Origin of the sequence: Bradyrhizobium sp. SZCCT0231, from assembly GCF_018130245.1 — a bacterium.
In the GTDB taxonomy this organism is placed as follows: domain Bacteria; phylum Pseudomonadota; class Alphaproteobacteria; order Rhizobiales; family Xanthobacteraceae; genus Bradyrhizobium; species Bradyrhizobium japonicum_F.
The window spans coordinates 12,425-34,791 of the sequence record NZ_JAFCKP010000004.1; the positions used below are offsets into that span (position 1 = coordinate 12,425).

Sequence of the window (22,367 nt, forward strand, 5' to 3'; positions counted from 1 at the left end):
ATGCCGACGTAGGCTTCTGGTACGGAATTTGCGAGGGCTCGGGGTCCGTATCGGCAGTGGGGTAAAGAGTGGCAGGGCGGCAGCGAATAGACCGCGTCAGGCGCCAGTACAACCAATGGGTCGCCAACCAGACGCTGGAAGACTACGCGCTGCGCTTCACCGCCAAGAGCGCGCGGCGGTGGTCCGCCGCCCGCGTCGCCAACACCGCGATCGGCGCGATCTCCTTCCTGGTGCTCGAGGCGATCGGCGGCACCATCACCCTGAATTACGGCGTCACCAACGCCGCGGCCGCGATCCTCGTCGTCTCCACCATCATCTTCTGCTGCGGTGTCCCGATCGCCTATCATGCCGCCAAATGCGGCATCGACATCGACCTCCTCACCCGCGGCGCCGGCTTCGGCTATATCGGCTCGACCGTGACGTCGCTGATCTACGCCTCCTTCACCTTCATCTTCTTCGCGGTCGAGGCGGTCATCCTGGCGACCGCGCTGGAGATGTGCCTTGGCATTCCCCGCCCGATCGGCTACCTCATCAGCGCGGTGGCGATCATCCCGCTCGTGACCTACGGCATCACGCTGATCAGCCGCTTCCAGCTCTGGACGCAGCCGCTCTGGATCGTCCTACACATCCTGCCCTTCGTCGCGATCGCCTGGGCCAGCCCGCACTCCTTCACGGAATGGCGCAAATTCTCCGGCGAGCACGGCGATCTCAACGGACAATTCGATCTGCTGCTGTTCGGCGTGGCGTCGTCGGTGGTGTTCTCGCTGGTGGCGCAGATCGGCGAGCAGGTCGACTTCCTCAGATTTCTGCCGCGCGACCGCCGCGCCTCCAAGGCATCGTGGTGGATCGCGCTGATGAGCGCGGGGCCGGGCTGGATCGTGCTCGGCGCGCTGAAGCTCCTGGCCGGCTCGTTTCTGGCCTTCTTTGCGCTGAGCCACGGCGTGCCGCCCGAAGAGGCCGCCGAGCCCGCTCATATGTATCTCGTGGCCTTTCGATACGTGCTGTCGGAGCCGGACCTCGCACTCGCCCTGACCGGCATCTTCGTGGTGCTGTCGCAGCTGAAGATCAACGTCACCAACGCCTATGCCGGCTCGATCGCCTGGTCGAATTTCTTCTCGCGTCTGACCCATAGCCATCCCGGCCGCGTGGTCTGGCTGGTGTTCAACGTGATGGTGGCGCTGCTGCTGATGGAGATCGGCGTCTACAAGGCGCTGGAGCAGACGCTGGCGCTCTACTCCAACGTCGCGATCGCCTGGGTCGGCGCGCTGGTGTCCGACCTCGTGATCAACAAGCCGCTCGGCCTGCGTCCCCCGCAGATGGAGTTCAAGCGCGCGCATCTCTACGACATCAATCCAGTCGGTGTCGGCTCCATGACGCTCGCGATCATCGTCTCGGTCGCAGCGTTCTACGGCCTGTTCGGCCCGACCATGAAGGCGCTGGCCGCCTTCGTCGCGCTGACGGTCGCCTTCGTCACCGCGCCCGTGATCGCCTGGCTGACGGACGGAAAATTCTACATCGCGCGCAAACCGAAGCCGAGCTGGGCCAATATCGAGGCGATCCAGTGTTGTATCTGCGAGCACAGCTTCGAGCCGGAGGATACCACCTCCTGCCCGGCCTATGCCGGTCCGATCTGCTCGCTGTGCTGCTCGCTCGATGCCCGCTGCCATGATCTCTGCAAGCCGCATGCGCGGGCGCAGGTGCAGTTTGCCGAGGCGCTTGGCAAGATCCTGCCGCAGCCGATCTATGAGCGGATCAACTCGCAATTCGGCCATTACATCGGCGTGTTCGTGGTCTCCGCCGGCCTCGTCGCGCTGGTGCTCGGACTGATCTATCTCCAGACCTCGGCCAGCGTGCACGGCGAGAACATGCTCGTCTCCAACGTGCTGTGGAAGGTGTTCTTCTCGCTCAGCATCATCATCGGCGTCGTGGCCTGGCTGTTCGTGCTGGCGCAGCAGAGCCGCCGCGCCGCGGAGGCCGAGACGCGGCGGCAGACGGCGCTGCTGATCCAGGAGATCGACGCACACAAGCGCACCGATGCCGAACTCCAACGTGCCAAGGAAGTCGCCGAATCCGCCAACCTCGCCAAGAGCCGCTACGTGGTCGGCCTCAGCCACGAGCTGCGCTCGCCGCTGAACGCGATCAGCGGCTATGCCCAGCTGCTCGAGCAGGATACGACGCTGAGCACCAAGCCGCGCGACCAGGTCCGCGTCGTCCGCCGCAGCGCCGATCACCTTTCCGGCCTGATCGACGGCATCCTGGACATCTCCAAGATCGAGGCGGGGCGGCTATACCTCTCGCGCGACGAGGTGCGCTTGAGCGAATTCCTCGACCAGCTCGTCGGCATGTTCCGCCTCCAGGCCGCGGCCAAGGGCATCGACTTCGTGTTCAGGCGGCCGGCGCATCTGCCGGTCGTCGTCTATGCCGACGAGAAGCGGCTGCGCCAGGTGCTGATCAACCTGCTCTCCAACGCCATCAAATTCACCCAGACCGGCAGCGTGCAGTTCGTCGTGCACTATCGCAGCCCCGTCGCCGAGTTCGAGGTAATCGACACCGGCCCGGGTATCCAGGGCGACGATCTCGAACGCATCTTCGCGCCGTTCGAGCGTGGCGCGCTCGGCGTCGCGCAGCCGCAGACCGGCACCGGCCTTGGGCTCACCATCAGCCGCCTGCTCGCAGGCGTGATGGGCGGCGATATCAAGGTCACCAGCATGGTCGGCACCGGCTCAACGTTCAAGGTCAAGATCCTGCTGTCGGAGGTCACCAATCCCCAGCGCATCGCGCCGGTGGAGGCGCCGGTCTCCGGCTATCACGGTGCGCGCAAGACCATCCTCGTCACCGACGACGATCCAGTGCATCGCGACCTCTTGCGCGAGGTGCTGACGCCGCTCGGCTTCATCCTGCTCAGCGCGCCCGACGGCGCGGGCTGCCTTGCACTGGCACAGCATTGCCGGCCCGATCTGTTCCTGCTCGATATCTCGATGCCTGCCATGGACGGCTGGGCGGTCGCCGAGGCCTTGCGCGCGAGCGGCCATCATCAAGCGCGCATCCTGATGGTGTCGGCAAGCGCGATCGAGGCCCACGGCGCGCCGCTGGCGCAGCCCTTCCATGACGGCTATCTGATGAAGCCGATCGACATCCCGCGGCTCCTGGAGGCGATCCGCCAGCTCCTCAAGATCGAATGGCAGTACGGCTCGGACGAGATCGCGGTGCCGTTCTGGCGGCCCGAGAGCGGCTCGCGGCCGCCGGTGCGACACATCGAGGCGCTGATCGGGCTCGGCCAGATCGGCTACGTCAAGGGCATCCAGTTGAAGCTGGACGAGATCGGCAGCGAGCATCCCGAGCACGCCGACTTCGTCGCGCAGATGCGGTCGCTGGTCGATCGCTTCGATCTCGACCAGTACATGGCCACATTGAAGACGTTGCATGCTTATGAGCATTGAACCAAAGAAGCGCGACGTCGCGCTCGTCGTCGATGATTCCCCGGAGACGCTGCGGCTGCTCACCGACGCGCTCGACGGCGCCGGCATGACGGTGATGGTGGCGCTCGACGGCGCCGCGGCGATGCGCATCATCGATCAGATCACGCCCGACATCGTTCTGCTCGATGCCGTGATGCCCGGCATCGACGGCTTCGAGACATGCCGCCGGCTCAAGCGCGATGCCGGACTTGCCAATGTCCCCGTGATCTTCATGACGGGCCTTGCCGAGACCGAGCACATCGTGCGCGGACTGGAAGCCGGCGGCGTCGACTACGTGACCAAGCCGATCGTGATCGAGGAGATGCTGGCTCGTATCCGCGTCCATCTCGGCAATGCTCGGCTGACCCAGAGCGCGCGCGCCGCACTCGACGTCTCCGGCCGCTTCCTGTTCGCGGTCAATCGCCAGGGCACCGTGCTCTGGGCGACGCCGCAGGCGCAGAAGCTGCTGTCCGACCATCACGGCGCACAGGCCGACGACTTCGTCCTGCCGCCAGCACTGTTGCAATGGCTGGAGCAGGCCAAGGCCAAGGGCAGCGCGAAGTCTCAAGGAGCGTTCTTGCCCGATAATCCGCAACTGCGGCTCTTTTACATGGGCGAGACCGCGCCGAACGAGTTCCTGCTGCGGCTTTCCAGGGAGTCCGGCACCGCGCTGCCCCCCGAGTTCACCAGCGAACTCGGCCTCACCACGCGCGAGGGAGAGGTGCTGGCCTGGCTCAGCAAGGGCAAGACCAACCGCGACATCGCGCAAATTCTGGGCCTCAGCCCGCGCACGGTCGACAAGCATCTGGAGCAGATCTACGCCAAGCTCGGTGTGGAGAACCGCACCGCCGCGGCCGCGATTGCCGCGAATGCGACGCGGAGAAATTCGTGAGTGTGAGTTGACGCGCTGTCACCCGACAAACGGTGTCGTCCCGGACAAGCGCGCCCTCAGGCGCGCGCCGATCCGGGACCCATAGCCACAGGGAGATGTTTGGCGAAAACTCGGGGTGGTCAGCTCACCCCATAACCACTCCCTGTGGTTATGGGTCCCGGGTTCGCTTCGCGCCCCGGGACGACAGCGGAGTATGTGGCGAGCTTTACCGCGAACAGCCCCCTCACCCGTAGACGAACGCGTTGTCGTCCAGATCCGTCTTCGGGATCTCGTCCTTCTCGGTCCAGTAATCCTGGCTGTGCTGCCATTCCGGCTTGTCGCCGCGCTTGGGCAAGAGGTTCATGTTGCGCATCATGTAGCCGGGGTTGAAGTTCTCCGGATCGATCCAGGGCAGGATCGGCATGTTGTGATCCTCGGGGCGCAGGCTCACCTCGACCTTCTTTGCACCTTTTGCCTTCATGTGTCCGAGCAGCCGGCAGACGAAATCTGCAACGAGGTCGACGCGCAGCGTCCAGCTGGCGCGGAAGTAGCCGAACACCCAGACCATGTTCGGCACGCCCGTGAACATCATGCCGCGATAGGTGACGGTGTCGCCAAAGGCGAGCGGCTTGCCGTCGATCTCGAAGGCGATGTCGCCGAGCGCCGCAAGATTGAAGCCGGTCGCGGTGACGATGACATCGGCCTCCAGCAACTTGCCGGATTTGAGCTGGATTCCGTTCTCGACGAAGCATTCGATCTCGTCGGTCACGACCGAGGCCTTGCCGCTGGCGATGCCCTTGAACAGATCGGCATCCGGCACGAAGGCGATGCGCTGTCGCCACGGCCGGTATTTTGGCGTGAAGTGGGTCTCGACGTCGTAGTCGGGACCCAGGACGGCGCTGATCTGGCCGATCAGCTCCTTCTTGACCTGCTCAGGCTTGGACACGCAGAGCTTCGTGAACGCATCCTGCTCGAACAGGATCTTCCGCCGCACGATCTCGTGGATCCATTCCTCGTCGACCTGGAGCCGGCGCAGCTCCTCCGCAATCTCGATGGCGTTGCGGCCGAGGCGGAAATAGGTCGGCGAGCGCTGCAGCATGGTGACGTGCGCGCATGTGTCCGCGATGTTCGGCACCAGCGTCGCCGCGGTCGCACCCGAGCCGATCACAACGACCTTCTTGTTCGTGAGGTCGATATCATCGGGCCATGTCTGCGGATGGACGATGCGGCCCTTGAAGCGGTCCATGCCCTTCCATTCCGGCGTGTAGCCTTCGGAATGACGGTAATAGCCCTGGCACATCCAGAGGAAGTTTGCGGTAAAGGTCTTTGCCTCGCCCGTATCGGTGGTCGTCGCCTCGATGGTCCAGAGATTCTGCTCGCTCGACCAGCTCGCGGAATTGATCTTGTGCTTGTAGCGGATGTGGCGAGCGATGTCGTTGTCGTCGATCACCTCCTTCATGTAGGAGAGAATCTCCTCGGCGGTCGCGATGGGCGGCCCGACCCAGGGCTTGAAGCTGTAGCCGAAGGTATGGAGGTCGCTGTCCGATCGGATGCCGGGATAGCGATGGGTGCTCCAGGTGCCGCCGAACGTCGCCTGCGTTTCGAGGATGACGTAGCTCGTGCCCGGCAGCTGCTTTTCGATGTGATAGGCGCTGCCGATGCCGGAGATGCCGGCGCCGACGATCAGCACGTCGAAATGTTCCGAGGCCTGCTTGGTGGTGGCGTGACTGCGAACAGCGACATTCATTGTTGCTTCTATGCCTTGCTTGTTTTTGTGGCCGCCCTTGACCGGACGGCGCGTTTCCTCCGCGACGGGCATGATCACCCGCCGCGCCTCCGCTTCAAAATGACATAGATCAAGTCGCGGTCAAATCACAGTGCCGCACCCCAGCTCCGCGCGGTCTGCAAAATCCAGTCGCGATAGAGCGTGAGCGGCGTGACACCGGTCAGGCCGCCGCAGCCGGCGGCGCCGTTCGGTCCAGTGGACCAGCTGATGAGGCCGACGAGCATCGTGCCATTCGGCTTGTCCTCGAACACAGGACCGCCGGAATCGCCGGTGCAGGCGCCAATTCCGTCACGAACACCGTTGGTTACGGGATCGACCAGCCGTATCTGCAGCGTGCCCGGCTGCCCTGTCGCGACAAGGCCGGCAACGCGCGTGGTGCCACCGCTCTTGCCGTCCCCGCGAACGGTGACGCCGATGCCGGCAATGACGAAGCGGCTGCCGACCTGGATTGGAATATTCGGCATGCCGACCGTCACTGTGGATTTTCCCTTCGGTGGAATTTCCAGTTGCAGCAGCGCCACGTCGGCGGTGGCGCGATGCGCCTGCATCGCCTGCATGTTGAAATTGGGATGGATCGCGACGGTGCGCACGTTCAGCAGCTGCGGCTGGCCGTCGCCGCCGCGATCGACGATCTTGTAATCGGCGCCGGGCTGCACGCAATGGGCGACCGTCAACACCAGTTTTGGCGCGATCAGGCTGCCGGTGCAGAAATTGCCGCGCGATCCGACAATGGTGACGACGGCACGCGCGACACCATCGGCCTGCGGCGTGCCGCCACCGACGATGGCATGGGCGGGCGTCGCGAGCAGCAGCGCTGCTGCAATGAACGTGGCAAGCTTCTTCATGGGAACACGCTTTAGCGTCAGCATCGGTGAAGGAGGGGACGGCTTCGGACTGGCTCTTGCCGATAGCGCATGCTAGCCCTCTTGGAAAGGAATTGACGAGGGCAGGACATTGGCGATCGAGGCGGTGATCTTTGATTTTGGCGGCGTGCTGACGAGCTCACCATTCGAGGCGTTCGCGCGGTTCGAGACCGAGCGCGGCCTGCCCATCGACATCATCCGACGCACCAATGCCGCCAATCATCTGGAGAACGCCTGGGCCAAATTCGAGCGGGCCGAGGTCGACATCGAGACGTTCGACGAATTGTTCGCCGCGGAATCGCTCGCGCTTGGCGCGGAGGTGCGCGGCCGTGACGTGCTGCCGCTGCTGCAGGGCGATCTGCGCCCGGAAATGGTCGAGGCCCTGAAGCGCATCAAGGCGCAGTTCAAGACCGGCTGCATCACCAACAACCTTCCGGCCAACGCGATCGGCAGCATGACCGGTCGCTCGCTTTACATTGCCGAAGTCATGGTGCTGTTCGATCACGTCATCGAATCCGCCAAGATCGGCCTGCGCAAGCCCGATCCGCGCATCTACCAGATGATGGTCGAGACGCTGAAGGTCGATCCGAACAGCTGCGTCTATCTCGACGATCTCGGAGTGAATTTGAAGCCCGCGCGCGAGATGGGCATGACGACGATCAAGGTGACGAGTGGGGCGCAGGCGATCGCGGAGCTCGAGAAGGCGACGGGGCTGAAGCTTATCTAGTTCGCAAAACCGTAGGGTGGGCAAAGCGAAGCGTGCCCACCAAAGCTCGCGGCGGAATGAAGTGGTGGGCACGGCGCAAGTGCGCCTTTGCCCACCCTACGAGAGCTACTTCGCCGCAGCAGAGATTCGCTCCGGGAACGCAGCCGCCAGCGCTGCGCGATCCGGCTTGAGCACGCCGCGTTCGGTGATGAGACCGGTGACGAGCCGCGCCGGCGTCACGTCGAAGCCGTAGTTCGCGACCGGCGAGTTCTCGGGCACGATGCGCACCGTCTCCAGCCGGCCATCGGCGGTGCGGCCGGTCATGTCGGTGACCTCCACGCCGCTGCGCTGCTCGATCGGGATGTCGCGGATGCCGTCATGAACGGCGAAATCGATCGTCGGCGACGGCAGCGCGACGTAGAACGGCACGCCGTTGTCATGTGCGGCGAGCGCCTTCAGATACGTGCCGATCTTGTTGCAGACGTCGCCATTGGCGGCGACGCGGTCGGTGCCGACGATGGCGAGATCGACCATGCCGTGCTGCATCAGGTGTCCGCCGGTATTATCCGGGATCACGGTATGCGGCACGCCGTGATGGCCGAGCTCCCAGGCCGTGAGTGAGGCGCCCTGGTTGCGCGGACGGGTCTCGTCGACCCAGACATGGACCTTGATGCCGCGCTCATGCGCAAGGTAGATCGGCGCTGTCGCCGTGCCCCAATCGACGGTGGCGAGCCAGCCGGCGTTGCAATGGGTCAGCACGTTGACCACTTCGCCCGGCTTCTTCGCCGCGATCGCCTCGATCAGCGCAAGGCCGTTGCCGGCAATGCCGCGGTTGATCTCGACGTCCTGCTCGGCAATCTCGTCGGCGCGCGCGTAGGCCGCTTCCGCTCTTTCAACCGGATCGATCGGCGCGAGCGCCGCGCGCATCTCGTCCAGCGCCCATTTCAGATTGATCGCGGTCGGCCGCGCCACGACGAGCGTGTCATAGGCCCGTTTCAGCCCAGCATCGGAAGCGTCCTCGCGCATCGCGAGCGCCATGCCGTAGGCGGCGGTGGCGCCGATCAGCGGCGCACCGCGCACCAGCATGTCACGAATGGCAACTGCCGCGTCTTCACACGATGTCAGCCTTGCGACGATGAATTCATGCGGCAGCCGGCGCTGATCGATCGCGCCGACCGACCAGCCGTCGCGCTCGCGCCAGATGCTGCGGAAATGCTTGCCGTCGACCTTCATGGCATTCTGCCTCTCACTTCAGCCGCGCAGGATGCGTCCTGCCACCGCATCGAGCTTCTTCAGAAGCTCGGGATCGCGCGCCTCGGGCGCCGTGATCAGCGCGGTGTCGAGCGCGCGGTCCGAACCGATCGGGCACGGCTCGTGCTCGCGCGGGAAATCCTTGGCCAGCCGCGCCACAAGTGCCTTCGCCTTATCGGCATTCGAGTTCAGCACGCGGATGATGTCCTGAACGGTGACCGCATCGTGATCGGGATGCCAGCAGTCGAAATCCGTCACCATCGCGACCGTGGCGTAACAGATCTCCGCCTCACGCGCGAGCTTCGCTTCGGGCATATTGGTCATGCCGATCACGGAATAGCCAAGCGTCTTGTAGGTCATGCTCTCCGCATAGCTGGAGAATTGCGGTCCCTCCATGCAGACATAAGTGCCGCCGCGCGCGATCGCGATGCCCTCCGCCTCAGCCGCCGCCGCCAGATGGATGCGCAGCCGCGGCGAGACCGGGTGTGCCATCGATACATGCGCGACGCAGCCGCGGCCGAAGAACGAGCTTTCGCGCTTGTGGGTGCGGTCGACGAACTGGTCGACGAGAACGAAGGTGCCGGGCGGCAGTTCCTCTTTGAAGGAGCCGCAGGCCGAGAGCGAAATCAAGTCGGTGACGCCGGCGCGCTTCAGCACGTCGATATTGGCGCGATAGTTGATGTCGGAGGGGGACAGCCGGTGCCCCCTGTCATGCCGCGGCAGGAACACGACCGGCAGGCCGGCGATGGAGCCACGCCGCAAGGGCGCAGATGGCTCGCCCCAGGGGCTCTCGATCACTTCTTCGCGCGCGCCCTCGAGGCCCGGCAGGTCATAGATGCCCGAGCCGCCGATGATACCCAATACCGCCTGCGTCATGCCTGCTCCACCCATGTCCGCCATATGTGACATGGTTAAGCTATGCCAGTTTTGCGGCGGATTTGGAACGGGGGTGGTGGGGTGATGGCGGTGTCGTGAGGGGCGCGGAGTGCTCGCCTCACACTCGGTGTCGTCCCTGCGCCCGTGCGCAATTGCGCACTAGGCAGGGACGACACCGAGGAAGGAGCCGTGCGCTGATTAAGCCGCGGTCGCGAGCCGCAGCTGGATCGCGACCATCCGCTCCAGCGTCTCGACCGACTGGAAATTCTCCGGCGTGATCTCGGACTGCGGGATGGTGAAGTCGAATTCGGCTTCGACGCCGAGCATCAGATTGACCATGTCCATCGAAGTCAGGCCGATATCGACGAGCTTCGCCTGTGGCGTGACATCTGCGGTGAGCGAGTTCTGTTCGAGGATGCCCTTCACCAGCATGATGATGCGATTGCGCAAATCGGTATCGAAGGCCTGCATCGGCAAATTCCCATCTGTCTATCGGGGTTGGATCGGACTGCCGGCTACGATGGGCACGGCCTGCCGGTCCTGCAATGGGCGGCACCAATAGTTCGCGTTTCTTAGTAAACGATGACTCAGATCGTCTGAAATTCGGGCTTCTTCCAGAGTCCTAACGCGATGCTGGAAAATCGGGGGATGCCAACAACCCGACCTTAACTGTTCGTTCGGAATTGGGTTTTGTTTACCCTCTATTTCATCGACGAATTTGAATTAAATCCGTAGCCTCGTCTCACAAGCAAAGATGGCCGGAGGATCGCTTCAGGCGGCATCGCGAATGATGCTGGCGATCTCGAACGGCAAACCGGAGGCGGACGAGCATGAACGTGCGTGAAGCGGTCCTTACTGTCGACGAAACACAGACGAGCTTCCTCGAGCAGGGCCCCTCCCTGATCGAGCGCGCCGCCCGAACCGCCGCAGCGGCCGCGGCCGACGCAGACGGTGTCGATCGCGACGCTCGCTTCCCGCACAGGGCTTTCGAGGTCGCTCGCGAGCAAAAGTTGCTCGGCGTGATGATTCCGGTCGAGTTCGGCGGCTTCGGCGCCTCGATCTATGACGTCACCGACATCTGCTACACGCTCGGACGCGCCTGCGCGTCCACGGCGATGATCTACGCGATGCACCAGACCAAGGTCGCCTGCGTCATCAGGCACGGCCATGGCATTCCCTGGATGGAGACCATGATGCGCCGGGTCGCCCGCGACCAGTGGCTGCTCGCCTCCTCCACCACCGAGGGCCAGAATGGCGGCAACATCCGCGCCAGCGCCGCCGCCGTCGACCACGCCGGCGACACCGTCTCGCTGGTACGCGACGCCACCGTGATCTCATATGGCGCCGAGGCCGACGGTCTCGTCACCATCGCCCGCCGCGCCACCGATGCCGCCGCCTCCGACCAGGTGCTGATGGCGCTTGCCAAGGACGACTATTCGCTGAAGCGGACGCTGGGCTGGGAAACGCTCGGCATGCGCGGCACCTGCTCGACCGGCTTCGAGCTGAGGGTCGACTGCCCCGCCGACCGCGTCTTCCCGGAATCCTACGACAAGATCCACGCCCAGACCATGACGCCGTTCGCGCATCTGTGCTGGTCGTCGGCCTGGGCCGGCATCGCCGCTGCGGCCGTGACCCGCGCGCAGGCCTTCATCCGCAAGGCAGCGCGCTCTTCCGGCGGCCAGATGCCCCCGGCCGCCGCGCACTTCACCGCCGCCAAGATGTCGCTGGCCAAGCTGCGCGCGCTGATCGCCGCCAACATCGACGCCTTCGCCGGCGCCGAGCATGACGAGCGAGCGCTCGGCTCGCTCGACTTCCAGTCGTCGATCACGCTTTTGAAGGTGCAGGCCTCCGAGCTCGCGGTCGAGACCGTGATGCATGCGATGCGCACCGCGGGTCTTTCCGGCTACCGCAACGACGGCGAGTTCACCATGGGCCGCCACCTCCGCGACGTGCTGTCGTCGCCGATCATGATCAACAACGACCGGATCCTGGCCAACGCCGCGACATCGACGCTGATGAGCGGGGTGCCGACAAGCCTTCGCGACTGACGTGCCTTGGCGACGAAATCAACAAGAACAATTTTGAGATAGCAGGACATCGAACCATGAACATTGCCGTCCTCCCCAATTCGCCCGATACCGCGCCGCAGATGATCGATCCGCTCGATCATCTCGCGGACAAGCTGTTCCATCGCATGGGCGCCGACGGCGTCTATGCCCGCACCGCGCTCTACGAGGGCATCGTCGAGAAGCTCGCTGCGCTGATCACCAGCCATCGCGAGACCGGCACCGAGGCGATGCGCTTCCCGCCGGTGATGAGCCGCGCCCAGCTGGAAAAATCCGGCTATCTCAAGAGCTTTCCGAACCTGCTCGGCTGCGTTTGCGGCCTGCACGGCACCGAACGCGAGATCAACGCCGCGGTGAGCCGCTTCGATGCCGGCGGCGACTGGACCACGTCGCTCTCGCCGGCCGATCTCGTGCTGTCTCCGGCCGCCTGCTATCCCGTCTACCCGATCGCGGCGAGCCGTGGCCAATTGCCGAAGGGCGGCCTGCGCTTCGACGTCGCCGCCGACTGCTTCCGCCGCGAGCCGTCGAAACATCTCGACCGGCTGCAATCGTTCCGGATGCGCGAATATGTCTGCATCGGCACCCCCGACGACGTCGCCGATTTCCGCGAGCGCTGGATGGTGCGCGCGCAGAAGATCGCGAGCGATCTCGGCCTCACCTTCCGCGTCGACTATGCCAGCGATCCCTTCTTCGGCCGCGTCGGCCAGATGAAGGCGGTGAGCCAGAAGCAGCAGCAGCTCAAGTTCGAGCTCCTCATCCCGCTGCGCTCGGAGGAGCAACCGACCGCCTGCATGAGCTTCAACTATCATCGCGAGCATTTCGGCACGACCTGGGGAATCCAGGACGCCAATGGCGAGCCGGCCCATACCGGCTGCGTTGCCTTCGGCATGGACCGTCTGGCCGTCGCCATGTTCCACACCCACGGCACCGATCTTTCCGCCTGGCCGGCCAAGGTGCGGGACATCCTGGGCCTGCAGCCGCACGTCGCGACTGAAGCCCACGGCGAAGGCTGGCGCTAACACAACTCACGAGGCCGACCATTTCCACGGGCAAGACGAGCGTGATCCATACCAAGGTTCGATGCCGCGAGATCACCGAGTCCGACGTCGATAAGATCGCGGACTTGCTAACGCGCGGCTTCGTCGGCCGTTCACGCGAATACTGGATTCAGGGCCTGCGCCGCCAGGCCTTCCGACCCGTGCCGGAAGGTTATCCGCGCTTCGGCTACATGCTCGACGACGACGGCACGCCGGTCGGCGTGCTGCTCTTGATCTACACGGCGCGCAAGGACGGCGAAGAGACCGCCATCCGGTGCAATTTGTCGAGCTGGTATGTCGATCCAGCCTACCGCAACTATGCCCCGCTGCTGACCAAGATTGCGCAGCGGCACAAGGACGTCACTTATTTCAACATCAGCCCGGCACCGTGGACCTGGCCGATCATCGAGACGCAGGGCTTTCGCGCTTATTGCCGCGGCATATTCTTCTCCGTCCCTGCGCTGGCGCGCGCGCCGCGCTGGAGCGAGATCGAGGTCATTCCGCCGCACGCCAAGGAGATCAAGGGGCTTTCCGAAGCGGAAACCGAGCTCCTGACGCGGCATGCGCGCTACAATTGCCTCAGCCTCGTCTGCCGCACGCCGAAGGGAACGTTTCCCTTCATCCTGCAACCGGTGCGCATCCGCCGCGGTTTCATCGCACCGCCCGCTATGAAGCTGATCTATTGCCGGAGTGCCGCCGAATACGCCGAATGCGCCGGCCGCATCGGCCGGTTGCTGCTGCGGCTCGGCAAGATTTCGGTGGCCATCGACGCCAACGGTCCGATTCCCGGCCTTGTCGGTATTTATACCGAGCGACGCGGCCGCAAATATTTCAGGGGGCCGCACCGGCCACAGCTCGGCGACCTCACCGACACCGAGCTCGTACTGTACGGGCCGTAAGTAGACCCACAGCCAGCACTCCAGACCCGTCATCCTGAGGTGCTCGCCGCGCACAGCGCGGTGAGCCTCGAAGGATGAACGGCCGGGATGCAGCCGGGCCGTCGCCCTTCGAGGCCTCCGCCTCGCTCCGGCACCTCAGGATGACGATGAAAGGTCGGTGCCTGAGATTGGGCCTCACCATGCAGACCGCGGCACACATCTTCGCCATCGCCGGTCACCCTCCGTAAACTACTGCGCTTAAGGGAATTTTCCGGCCTCTTCGCTACCCTCGGCGGCTGAAATAGGTTGCGTTAAGTCTTTTGCCTGTCGAGGTCCCGCCGCCCCCATGATGTCGACCCGCGACAACGAGCCTGGTGCACCCAGCGAGCAGGGCCCGGAAGCCCTGGTCGCGCTGAGCCAGCTTGCGCTCGACCACATGGAGCAGGGCGTTTGCGTCTACGACGCCGACAACCGGATCGTGCTGGCGAACCAGCGCTACCTCACGCTGTTCAACATGTCGGCCGACGTGGTGCGGGTCGGCATGAGCTACCGTGAGGTGCTCGCGCACAGCGCAAGCCGCGGGAACTTTCCGCAGGACGAGCTCGACGCGTTGTATTCGGCGCGGATTGCGCAGATCGCCGCGGGCAAGCCGTTCCGGACGGAGCAGCGGCTGGCGACCGGCCTCGTCATGTCGCTCGAGCTGAAGCCGCTCCCCGGCGGCGGCTGGATGACGATCTGCGACGACGTCACCCGCCTCGCCCGGCTCGAAGCGGAATTGCGCGTGCAGACCGAGCGCAGCCAACACGCGCTCGCCAACATGTCGCACGGCCTCATCATGTACGACGTCGACAGTCGCGTCGTCGTCTGCAACGAACGGTTCCTGAAGCTCTACAACCTCGATCCCGAGATCGTGAAGCCGGGCGTCTCGCATGGTACGGTGATCGAGCACTGGATGTCGCGCGGCAACCTGCCGGGCATGTCGGGCGGCGAATTTCACGAGAGCCGGCTGGAAGATGTGCGCCGCAGGAAGGCGAAGACCCTGCTGGTGATGCGCTATGACGGACGGATGGTGCAGGCGGTTTCCCGCTTCCTGCCCGACGGCGGCTGGGTGACGGTGCACGAGGATGTCACCGAGCGGCTGCAATATGAGGAGACGCTGAGGCAGCAGAACGTCATTCTCGATGCGGCGCTGGAGAACATGGCGCACGGGCTCGCCTTCTACGACAGCGACATGCGGCTTCGGATCTGCAACACCACCTACCGCAAGATCTACCGGCTGTCGCCGGAGGAGACCCGGCCCGGCACCCATCTCGCCGAGCTGATCGAGCGTTCGATGGCGAACGGCGCGTTCTCCTCCGAATACAGTCCGCAACAGCTTCTCGAAGCCGCCAGCACGAGGATCGCGAATCGCGACTTCTCGCCGATGCGTCGGCGCATGTCGAATGACACCGTGATCTCGGTCCGCTATTGCGCGCTCGCCGAGGGCGGCTTCGTCGCCACCTATGAGGACATTACCGAGCGCGAACGTGCGATCGAGCAGCTGAGCGAACAGTATCGCCGCTTCGACGCGGCCCTGAACAACATGAGCCAGGGCCTGTGCATGCTCGATGCGAGCCTGCGCGTCATCGTCTGCAACCGCCGTTATATCGAGATGTACGGACTGTCGCCGGAGATCGTGAAGCCCGGCGTCTCGATGCGAGAGATCATGGAGCACAGCTGCGAGCTCGGCATCCATCCGAACATGACCGGCGCCAAGCTCTACGCCGACTACGTCGAGCGGCTGCGCGAAGGCGAGCACACGCTGCACCGCCATTTGAGCGACGGCCGCATCATCAAGCTCAATCACAAGCGGATGGAGCATGGCGGCTGGGTCGTCACCTATGAGGACGTCACCGAGCGCCACAAGGCCCAGGCCCGGGTGGCGCACATGGCGCGGCACGATTCGCTCACCGAGCTGCCCAACCGCACGCTGTTCCGCGACAAGATGGGCGAGGGACTGAACCAGGTCGCGATCGCCGGCGGCGCCATGGCGGTGCTGTGCTTCGACCTCGACAATTTCAAGACCGTCAACGACCGCCTCGGCCACGCCGCAGGCGACCGCTTGCTGCGCTGGGTCGCGGCGCGCCTCAAGGAGAATGTCGGCGAGCACGACACTGTCGCGCGGCTCGGCGGCGACGAATTCGCCGTTCTCCAGCGCGGGCCGCAGCCGCAATCGGCTGAGGAGCTCGCCCGCCGCCTGGTCGACATCATCGGTCATCCTCCGCCGCTGGAAAGCCAGTCGATCCATGTCGGCGTCTCCGTCGGTATCGCGATCGCACCCGACCACGGGCTCGATGCCGACGAGCTGATGAAATGCGCCGACCTCGCGCTGTACCAGGCCAAGGCCAAAGGGCGTGGAGCCTATCAGCTGTTCGAGCCCGAGATGGAGGCAGAGGCGCGCAGCCGGCACGCGCTCGAGCAGGATCTGGGCGGCGCGCTCGAAGGACGCGAATTCCACCTGGTGTTCCAACCGCAGATGCGGCTCGATTCCTCCGAACTCACCGGCTTCGAGGCACTGCTGCGCTGGAATCATCCCTCGCGCGGCTTCGTCTCTCCGGCCGAATTCATTCCGATTGCGGAGGAGAACGGGCTGATCGTCCCGATCGGGGAATGGGTGCTGCGCACCGCCTGCGCGGCCGCCGCGTCCTGGCCCGGCGTCACCGTCGCGGTGAACCTGTCTCCGGTGCAGTTCCGCTCCCGCGGACTGGTGGCGATGGTCACGAGCGCACTTGCCGAAGCCGGCCTGCCGCCGCAGCGGCTCGAGCTCGAGGTCACGGAGACCGCGCTGCTCGACGATAGCGAGGCGACCATCGACATCCTGCACCAGCTCCGCGCGTTGGGGGTGCGCGTCAGCCTCGACGATTTCGGGGTCGGCTATTCCTCGCTGAGCTACTTGCGCAAGTTTCCGTTCGACCGCATCAAGATCGACCGCTCCTTCGTCGGCACGCTCGGCGAAAGCCCGGAGAGCGTTGCCATCGTCAGAACGATCGCAAGCCTCGGCTCCGTGCTCGGCGTCGAGACCACGGCGGAGGGGGTGGAGACCGAGGAGCAACTCGATTTCGTCCGCGAATGCGGCTGCACCGCGGTCCAAGGCTATTATTTCGGCAAGCCCTGTCTCGCATCGGAGGTCGGCCCCACCATCGAGACGCTGAACATGGTCCGGCGCGTGGCCTGACCGCTTCGGCCCCTCAAATTCCGTCTCTCGGCACGCGGCCAAACGACGAATTGTCGCATGTACCGGCTCTGACGGCATTGCCCAACCGATCGCTGCGCGCGGCCCGCGCAATGCGCTTTTCTTCTCCCTCGATTTCAGGAACAATCGTCCCACAAGAACAAGAGGCGGCGGACCCAAAAGGGCCGCTGCGAGGGAGGCGTTTCGATGTCGGGATACGGGCTGAAGACGATTGCATTTGCCGCGGTGCACGCCGTCATGGGCGCATTGCTCTCCACTGCCGTCAGTGCGCAGGACTATCCCACTAAGCCGATCACGTTGATCGTGCCATGGCCGGCCGGTGGATCGACCGATATCTCGATGCGCGCGATCGCCGACAGCGCCTCGAAGGTGCTGGGGCAGCCGATCGTGGTCGACAACAAGGCTGGCGGCGGCGGCACGGTCGGACCGGCGACGATGGCGGCGGCGGCGAAGCCGGACGGCTACACCATCTCGCAGATCCCGATCACGGTGTTCCGTCTGCCGCTGATGCAGGAGGTGTCGTGGGATCCGGCGAAGGATTTCACCTACATCGTCCATCTCACCGGCTACACCTTCGGCGTGACGACCAGCGCGGAGTCGCAGTTCAAGAGCTGGAAGGACGTGGTGGAGTTCGCCAAGGCGAACCCGGGCAAGGTGACCTACGCCACGCCGGGCGCCGGCACTTCGCTGCATATCGGCATGGAGCAGATCGCCGCGATGTCCGGCATCAAGCTGACGCAGGTCCCTTTCAAGGGCGGGGCGGAGACCAACGCCGCAGTGCTGGGGCAGCACACCATGCTGCAGGCGGATTCCACGGGATGGCGGCCGCTGGTCGACGCCGGCAAGCTGCGGCTGATGATGGTGTGGACCGGCTCACGCTCGCCGAACTATCCTGACGTGCCGACGCTGAAGGAGCTCGGCTATCCCATGGTCTATGATTCCCCGTTCGGCATCGCCGGCCCGAAAGGAATGGATCCCAAGATCGTCGCCAAGCTGCACGATGCCTTCAAGAAGGCGGTCGAGGACCCTGCGGTCATCGCCACGCTCGCCAAATACGACATGGTGCCGAACTACAAGAACACCGAGGACTACAAGAAGTTCATCGTCGAGGTCACGGCGTCCGAGCGCAAGGTGATCGAAACGCTCGGGCTGGCGAAGAAGTAGGGCTGAACTGCTTCCGTGTCCCGGACGCAGTGCAGCGCTTCTTCAGCGATGCACTGCAGAGCCGGGACCCACCTTTTCGTCCACACTCATGGACCCCGGATCTGCAGCGCGCCACCATAGCACGTCGAAGACGTGCGTGAACGCACTTACGGTGCTGCGCTGCGTCCGGGGCACGAGAGAGAATCGATGAACGACCCAACCAACGTCAAGCTCCGCCTCAGCAACTCCGAACTCTGGGGCGGGCTGATCGGGCTCGCACTCGGCGGCTTCGTGATCTGGTCGGGGCTGAAGCTCAAGCTCGGCACCATCAACGATCCCGGCTCCGGCTATGTGCTGTTCTACACGGGCATACTGATGTGCGTGTTCGCAGGCGCCATCATCGTCTCGGCGGTCACCGAGGGCGGGCCAACGCTGGCCTCGCGCTGGGAGGATATGCGCTGGAGCAAGCCGCTTCTCCTCATCGCCTGCCTCACCGCATTCTCTTTCGCGCTGGAGCCGCTGGGATTCCTGTTGTCGTCGATCCCGCTGATGCTGCTGCTGTTGCGGCTGATCGATCCGGTGCGCTGGACGCTGGCGGTCCCGATCGCCGTGCTGGTGCCATCAGGCATGTGGTGGGTGCTCAAGCGGCTGCTGTTGATCCAGTTGCCCTCAGGCCTGTTCGGGATCGGTTGATCGCATGGATACGCTTGTCAACGTGGCACATGGATTCGGCGTCGCACTGCTGCCGATCAACCTGCTCTACTGCTTCATCGGCGTCTTCATCGGCACGCTGGTCGGGGTGCTGCCGGGCATCGGGCCGATCTCGGCGATGTCGCTGCTGCTGCCCGTGACGCTGTCGGGAACGCCGGAATCCGGCATCATCATGATGGCCGGCATCTATTACGGCTCGATGTATGGCGGCTCGACCACCTCGATCCTGGTCAACATCCCTGGCGAGGCCGCCTCCGTCGTCACCTGCATCGACGGCCACCAGATGGCGAAGCAGGGCCGCGCCGGCCCCGCGCTCGGCATCGCCGCTTTCGGCTCCTTCGCCGCCGGCACCTTTGCACTGGTTGCCTTGATGCTGGTGGCCCCGAAGCTTGCCAGCATCGCCATCGCCTTCGGCCCGGCCGAGTATTTCAGCCTGATGGTGCTCGGCCTCGTGGTGCTCACCTTCCTCACCCAGGGATCGATGCCGAAGGCACTGCTGATGGCATGCATCGGCGTCGTGCTCGGGCTGGTCGGGCTCGACAGCATCACCGCACAACCGCGGCTGACCTTTGGCCGCATGGAGCTGATCGACGGCATCGGCCTCGTGCCCGTCGTGATGGGCCTGTTCGGCGTCGCCGAAGTTCTTCTCAACACCGAGCAGGCCATCAAGCGGGACATCATCAACACCAAGATCACCCATCTCCTGCCCAGCAGAGAGGACTGGAAGGCGAGCGCAGGTCCGGTCGGCCGCGGCACGATCCTCGGCTTTTTCCTCGGCATCCTGCCGGGCGGCGGCGCGGTGGTGGCGTCATTTGCGTCCTACGCGCTGGAGAAGCGGCTGTCGAAGACGCCCGAGCGCTTCGGACATGGCGCGATCGAAGGCGTTGCGGGGCCGGAATCGGCGAACAACGCCGCGGCGGGCGGCGCCTTCATTCCGCTGATGACGCTCGGCATCCCGCCGAATGTGGTGATGGCGCTGCTGCTCGGGGCCTTCGTCATTCACGGACTGCAGCCGGGACCGCTGCTGATCACGCAAAACCCCGGCCTGTTCTGGGGCATCGTCGCCAGCATGTATATCGGTAACGTCATGCTGCTGATCCTGAACCTGCCGATGATCGGCATGTGGGTACAGCTGCTCAAGCTGCCCTACAACATCCTGTTCCCCCTGATCATCCTGTTCACGATCCTCGGCGTCTACTGCTCGAGCAACAACGTGTTCGACGTCTATGTGATGATCGCGTTCGGGATCATCGGCTATTTCATGCGCAAGCTCGGCTATGAGCCGGCGCCGTTGGTGCTGGCCTTCGTGCTGGGGCCGATGATGGAGAACAACCTGCGCAAGTCGCTGATCCTGTCGCAGGGCGATCTCTGGACCTTCGTGCAGCGGCCGATCTCGGGGGCGTGCCTTGTGCTGGCACTGGTGCTGCTGACCGCGCCGCTGCTGCCGTCGCTGCGCAAGAAGCGCGAGCTGGTGGCGCTGGATGAGGGGGCGTGAGGAGATCTCGTAGGGTGGGCAAAGGCGCGCTTGCGCCGTGCCCACCATCTTTCCAACGATTCAGCACGATGGTGGGCACGCTTCGCTTTGCCCACCCTACGGCATCTCAGCTCGCCGCAGGCAGCACATTCTCCGGCGCACCCCACGGCCGCTCGGCTGACGCGAGCCCGATCAGGCGGCCCTGGATGTAGTCGCAGCCCCAGTCGCGCAGCATGTTTGCGGCCTCTTCGTCCTGCACCCATTCGGCGACGGTCTTGATGTCGAGGCGGCGGGCGAGGTCGATCAGGGTCTGCACGAAGGCGCGGTCGTCGGCGGAATGGATGATGTTCTGCACGAAGGCACCGTCGATCTTGACGATATCCACGCCGAGCTTGCGCAGGTTCCGGAACGAGGTGTAGCCGGCGCCGAAATCGTCGATGGCAATGCGGCTGCCGAAATGCTTGAGACGGCTGACGAAAGCGCGAACGTCGTCGATGTCCTGGATCGCGACCGTCTCGGTGATCTCGACGATCAGCCGCTCGGCGACACCGGGATGAGCCAGCATCAGCGATTCGATTCCCGCCCACCAGTCCGGATCCATCGTCGTATCAGGCGAGATGTTGAGGCTGAGGCGGATGTCGGGCGCGGCCGCGAGCTCGGCGACCACGAGCTCGAGCACGCGGTGATCGACCAGACGGATCAGGCCGAGCCGCTCGGCGACCGGCACGATGTCGGGAGCGAGCAGCACCTGGCCGTCGCCCTGGTCCATCCGCACCAGGCATTCGTGGAATGCACCCTCGCGCGAGGCGGCCGAGACCACCGGCTCATAGGCAAGCCTGATGCGGCGTTCGTTGAGCGCGGTGACGATCTCGTCGGTGACGCGGATGTTGACGCGGCGCTGTGCGTCGCGCGCGGCATCCGGACGCCACGCCGCGAACGAGCCGGAGCGGCGGCGCTTGGCGGCGTCCAGGGTTTCATGGGCGCGGTTGACGGCCTCGTCGGTGTTGCGCGCATAGCGCGGCAGGCTGACCGCGCCGATCGAGGCGGTGACCGAGACCGGACCGGATTTGGTCGGCACCACCTCGTCGCGGATGCCGGCGAGGAAGCGCTCGGCGGCGACGTTCATGTCGTCGACGGTGCAGTTCTTCAGGATCAGCCCGAACTTGTTGCCGGAGAAGCGCCCGAGCACGTCGCCGCCGCGCAGGCGCGAGCGAATGCGCTTGGCGATGTCGAGGATCACGGCATCGGCAACGTCGAAGCCGAAGGCATCGTTGACGCGGGCGAGATGATCGATGCCGACCAGCATGAAGGCCGCGGTCGAGCGGAAGCGAGTGGTCTCCTCAATCGTCTCGGCGAGCGCCGCGATCAGATGCGAGCGGTTGAGCTCGCCGGTCAGCGGGTCGAGACGGGCCAGCCTCGTCAGCTCCTCGTCGCGGGCGTGACGTTCATTGTTGATGCGGACGGAGCCGATCGCGCGCACGGGGCGGCCGTCGGGACCCGCGAACCAGCGGCCTGTCTCCTCGATCCAGATCACGGGATCGGAGGCGCTCATGCGCACGCCATACTCGACGCGGTAGGGCGTGCCATCGGCGCCGTGCACGGCGGAGGTTTGCGCCAGAGCTGCGGTCCGCAGCGTTTGCGCGGGCTCGATCAGCTTGGCGAATTCGGCGCCGGTCGCGAGCCGCTCGGCTGGAATGCCGGGAAAGATGCTGGCGACCTGCTCACCCCAGACTATGGCATCGCTGGCGATGTCCCAGGCGAACACGGCCTGACCGAGCGCGGCCAGGATGTCGGAGGCTTGCGGCAATGCGGGGGTCAAAATCGCCTCGTTTTGGGACAGTGGAGAAGTCCTGAGCCGGCACAGGATAGAGCCAGATTCGTCCCCGACCCTAGGCAAAGTTGATAAACAATTTGGAAACCACGTTTCCGAAGGCGTCGGAACCAAACCGGCCCGGCCGGCATAGGCCTTGCGAGTATAAGGACTCGCACCGGCGCCCGCGTCCCGAAACGCGACA

Annotated in this window: 16 protein-coding genes; 10 read left to right on the forward strand and 6 right to left on the reverse strand. The window is 64.7% G+C overall.

From position 1 onward, the window contains the following. Positions 1 to 68: 68 nt before the first annotated feature. On the forward strand, positions 69 to 3,440 hold the full coding sequence (locus JQ566_RS13135; protein ID WP_212372653.1) for a hybrid sensor histidine kinase/response regulator: 3,372 nt from the start codon (positions 69 to 71) through the stop codon (positions 3,438 to 3,440). Next, a complete protein-coding gene (locus JQ566_RS13140; RefSeq protein ID WP_212372654.1) occupies positions 3,424 to 4,350 on the forward strand; it encodes a response regulator in 927 nt (308 codons plus the stop codon). The genes JQ566_RS13135 and JQ566_RS13140 overlap by 17 nt, the downstream gene beginning before the upstream one ends. A gap of 223 nt (positions 4,351 to 4,573) precedes the next feature. Here the strand turns inward: JQ566_RS13140 and JQ566_RS13145 are convergent, their stop codons facing one another. Together JQ566_RS13145 and JQ566_RS13150 are read right to left on the reverse strand one after the other, a co-directional pair. After that, positions 4,574 to 6,076: a flavin-containing monooxygenase gene (locus JQ566_RS13145; RefSeq protein ID WP_212372655.1), complete on the reverse strand. Its 1,503-nt coding sequence runs from the start codon at positions 6,074 to 6,076 to the stop codon at positions 4,574 to 4,576. Between the two features lie 125 nt (positions 6,077 to 6,201). Beyond that, entirely contained in the window at positions 6,202 to 6,960 is a 759-nt protein-coding gene (locus JQ566_RS13150) for a S1 family peptidase (RefSeq protein ID WP_212372656.1), read from the reverse strand. Positions 6,961 to 7,069: 109 nt separating this feature from the next. Between JQ566_RS13150 and JQ566_RS13155 the strand changes: the two genes are divergently transcribed. Further along, positions 7,070 to 7,705: an HAD-IA family hydrolase gene (locus JQ566_RS13155; RefSeq protein WP_212372657.1), complete on the forward strand. Its 636-nt coding sequence runs from the start codon at positions 7,070 to 7,072 to the stop codon at positions 7,703 to 7,705. A 105-nt stretch (positions 7,706 to 7,810) separates the two neighbouring features. On the opposite strand, the gene mtnA is transcribed toward JQ566_RS13155, so the two are convergent. From mtnA to JQ566_RS13170, 3 genes are all read right to left on the reverse strand, one after another. Beyond that, positions 7,811 to 8,917, reverse strand: a complete 1,107-nt coding sequence (gene mtnA / locus JQ566_RS13160; protein ID WP_212372658.1) for an S-methyl-5-thioribose-1-phosphate isomerase — start codon at positions 8,915 to 8,917, stop codon at positions 7,811 to 7,813. A gap of 18 nt (positions 8,918 to 8,935) precedes the next feature. Beyond that, the gene (locus JQ566_RS13165) at positions 8,936 to 9,811 is read right to left on the reverse strand and encodes an S-methyl-5'-thioadenosine phosphorylase (protein ID WP_212372659.1); all 876 of its coding nucleotides are present in this window, start codon (positions 9,809 to 9,811) and stop codon (positions 8,936 to 8,938) included. A gap of 198 nt (positions 9,812 to 10,009) precedes the next feature. Next, positions 10,010 to 10,282, reverse strand: a complete 273-nt coding sequence (locus JQ566_RS13170; RefSeq protein ID WP_212372660.1) for a phosphopantetheine-binding protein — start codon at positions 10,280 to 10,282, stop codon at positions 10,010 to 10,012. A 359-nt stretch (positions 10,283 to 10,641) separates the two neighbouring features. Here JQ566_RS13170 and JQ566_RS13175 point away from each other — a divergent pair, with 359 nt between their 5' ends. The 7 genes from JQ566_RS13175 (at position 10,642) to JQ566_RS13205 (ending at position 20,373) form a co-directional block, all read left to right on the forward strand. Next, positions 10,642 to 11,859 carry an acyl-CoA dehydrogenase family protein gene (locus JQ566_RS13175; RefSeq protein WP_212372661.1) on the forward strand — a complete coding sequence of 406 codons (1,218 nt, stop codon included), beginning with the start codon at positions 10,642 to 10,644 and terminating at the stop codon, positions 11,857 to 11,859. A gap of 56 nt (positions 11,860 to 11,915) precedes the next feature. Continuing rightward, the gene (locus JQ566_RS13180) at positions 11,916 to 12,896 is read left to right on the forward strand and encodes an amino acid--[acyl-carrier-protein] ligase (RefSeq protein ID WP_212372662.1); all 981 of its coding nucleotides are present in this window, start codon (positions 11,916 to 11,918) and stop codon (positions 12,894 to 12,896) included. A gap of 41 nt (positions 12,897 to 12,937) precedes the next feature. Continuing rightward, entirely contained in the window at positions 12,938 to 13,813 is an 876-nt protein-coding gene (locus JQ566_RS13185; protein WP_212372663.1) for an acyl-CoA acyltransferase, read from the forward strand. Between the two features lie 325 nt (positions 13,814 to 14,138). After that, positions 14,139 to 17,006 (forward strand): PAS-domain containing protein, encoded by a 2,868-nt coding sequence (locus JQ566_RS13190; protein WP_212372664.1) that lies wholly within the window; start codon positions 14,139 to 14,141, stop codon positions 17,004 to 17,006. 204 nt (positions 17,007 to 17,210) lie between these two features. Continuing rightward, the gene (locus JQ566_RS13195) at positions 17,211 to 18,188 is read left to right on the forward strand and encodes a tripartite tricarboxylate transporter substrate binding protein (RefSeq protein ID WP_212372665.1); all 978 of its coding nucleotides are present in this window, start codon (positions 17,211 to 17,213) and stop codon (positions 18,186 to 18,188) included. Positions 18,189 to 18,374: 186 nt separating this feature from the next. Then, positions 18,375 to 18,860: a tripartite tricarboxylate transporter TctB family protein gene (locus JQ566_RS13200; protein WP_212372666.1), complete on the forward strand. Its 486-nt coding sequence runs from the start codon at positions 18,375 to 18,377 to the stop codon at positions 18,858 to 18,860. Positions 18,861 to 18,864: 4 nt separating this feature from the next. After that, positions 18,865 to 20,373 (forward strand): tripartite tricarboxylate transporter permease, encoded by a 1,509-nt coding sequence (locus JQ566_RS13205; RefSeq protein WP_212372667.1) that lies wholly within the window; start codon positions 18,865 to 18,867, stop codon positions 20,371 to 20,373. A gap of 106 nt (positions 20,374 to 20,479) precedes the next feature. On the opposite strand, the gene JQ566_RS13210 is transcribed toward JQ566_RS13205, so the two are convergent. After that, on the reverse strand, positions 20,480 to 22,171 hold the full coding sequence (locus JQ566_RS13210; RefSeq protein ID WP_212372668.1) for a bifunctional diguanylate cyclase/phosphodiesterase: 1,692 nt from the start codon (positions 22,169 to 22,171) through the stop codon (positions 20,480 to 20,482). Positions 22,172 to 22,367 lie beyond the last annotated feature (196 nt).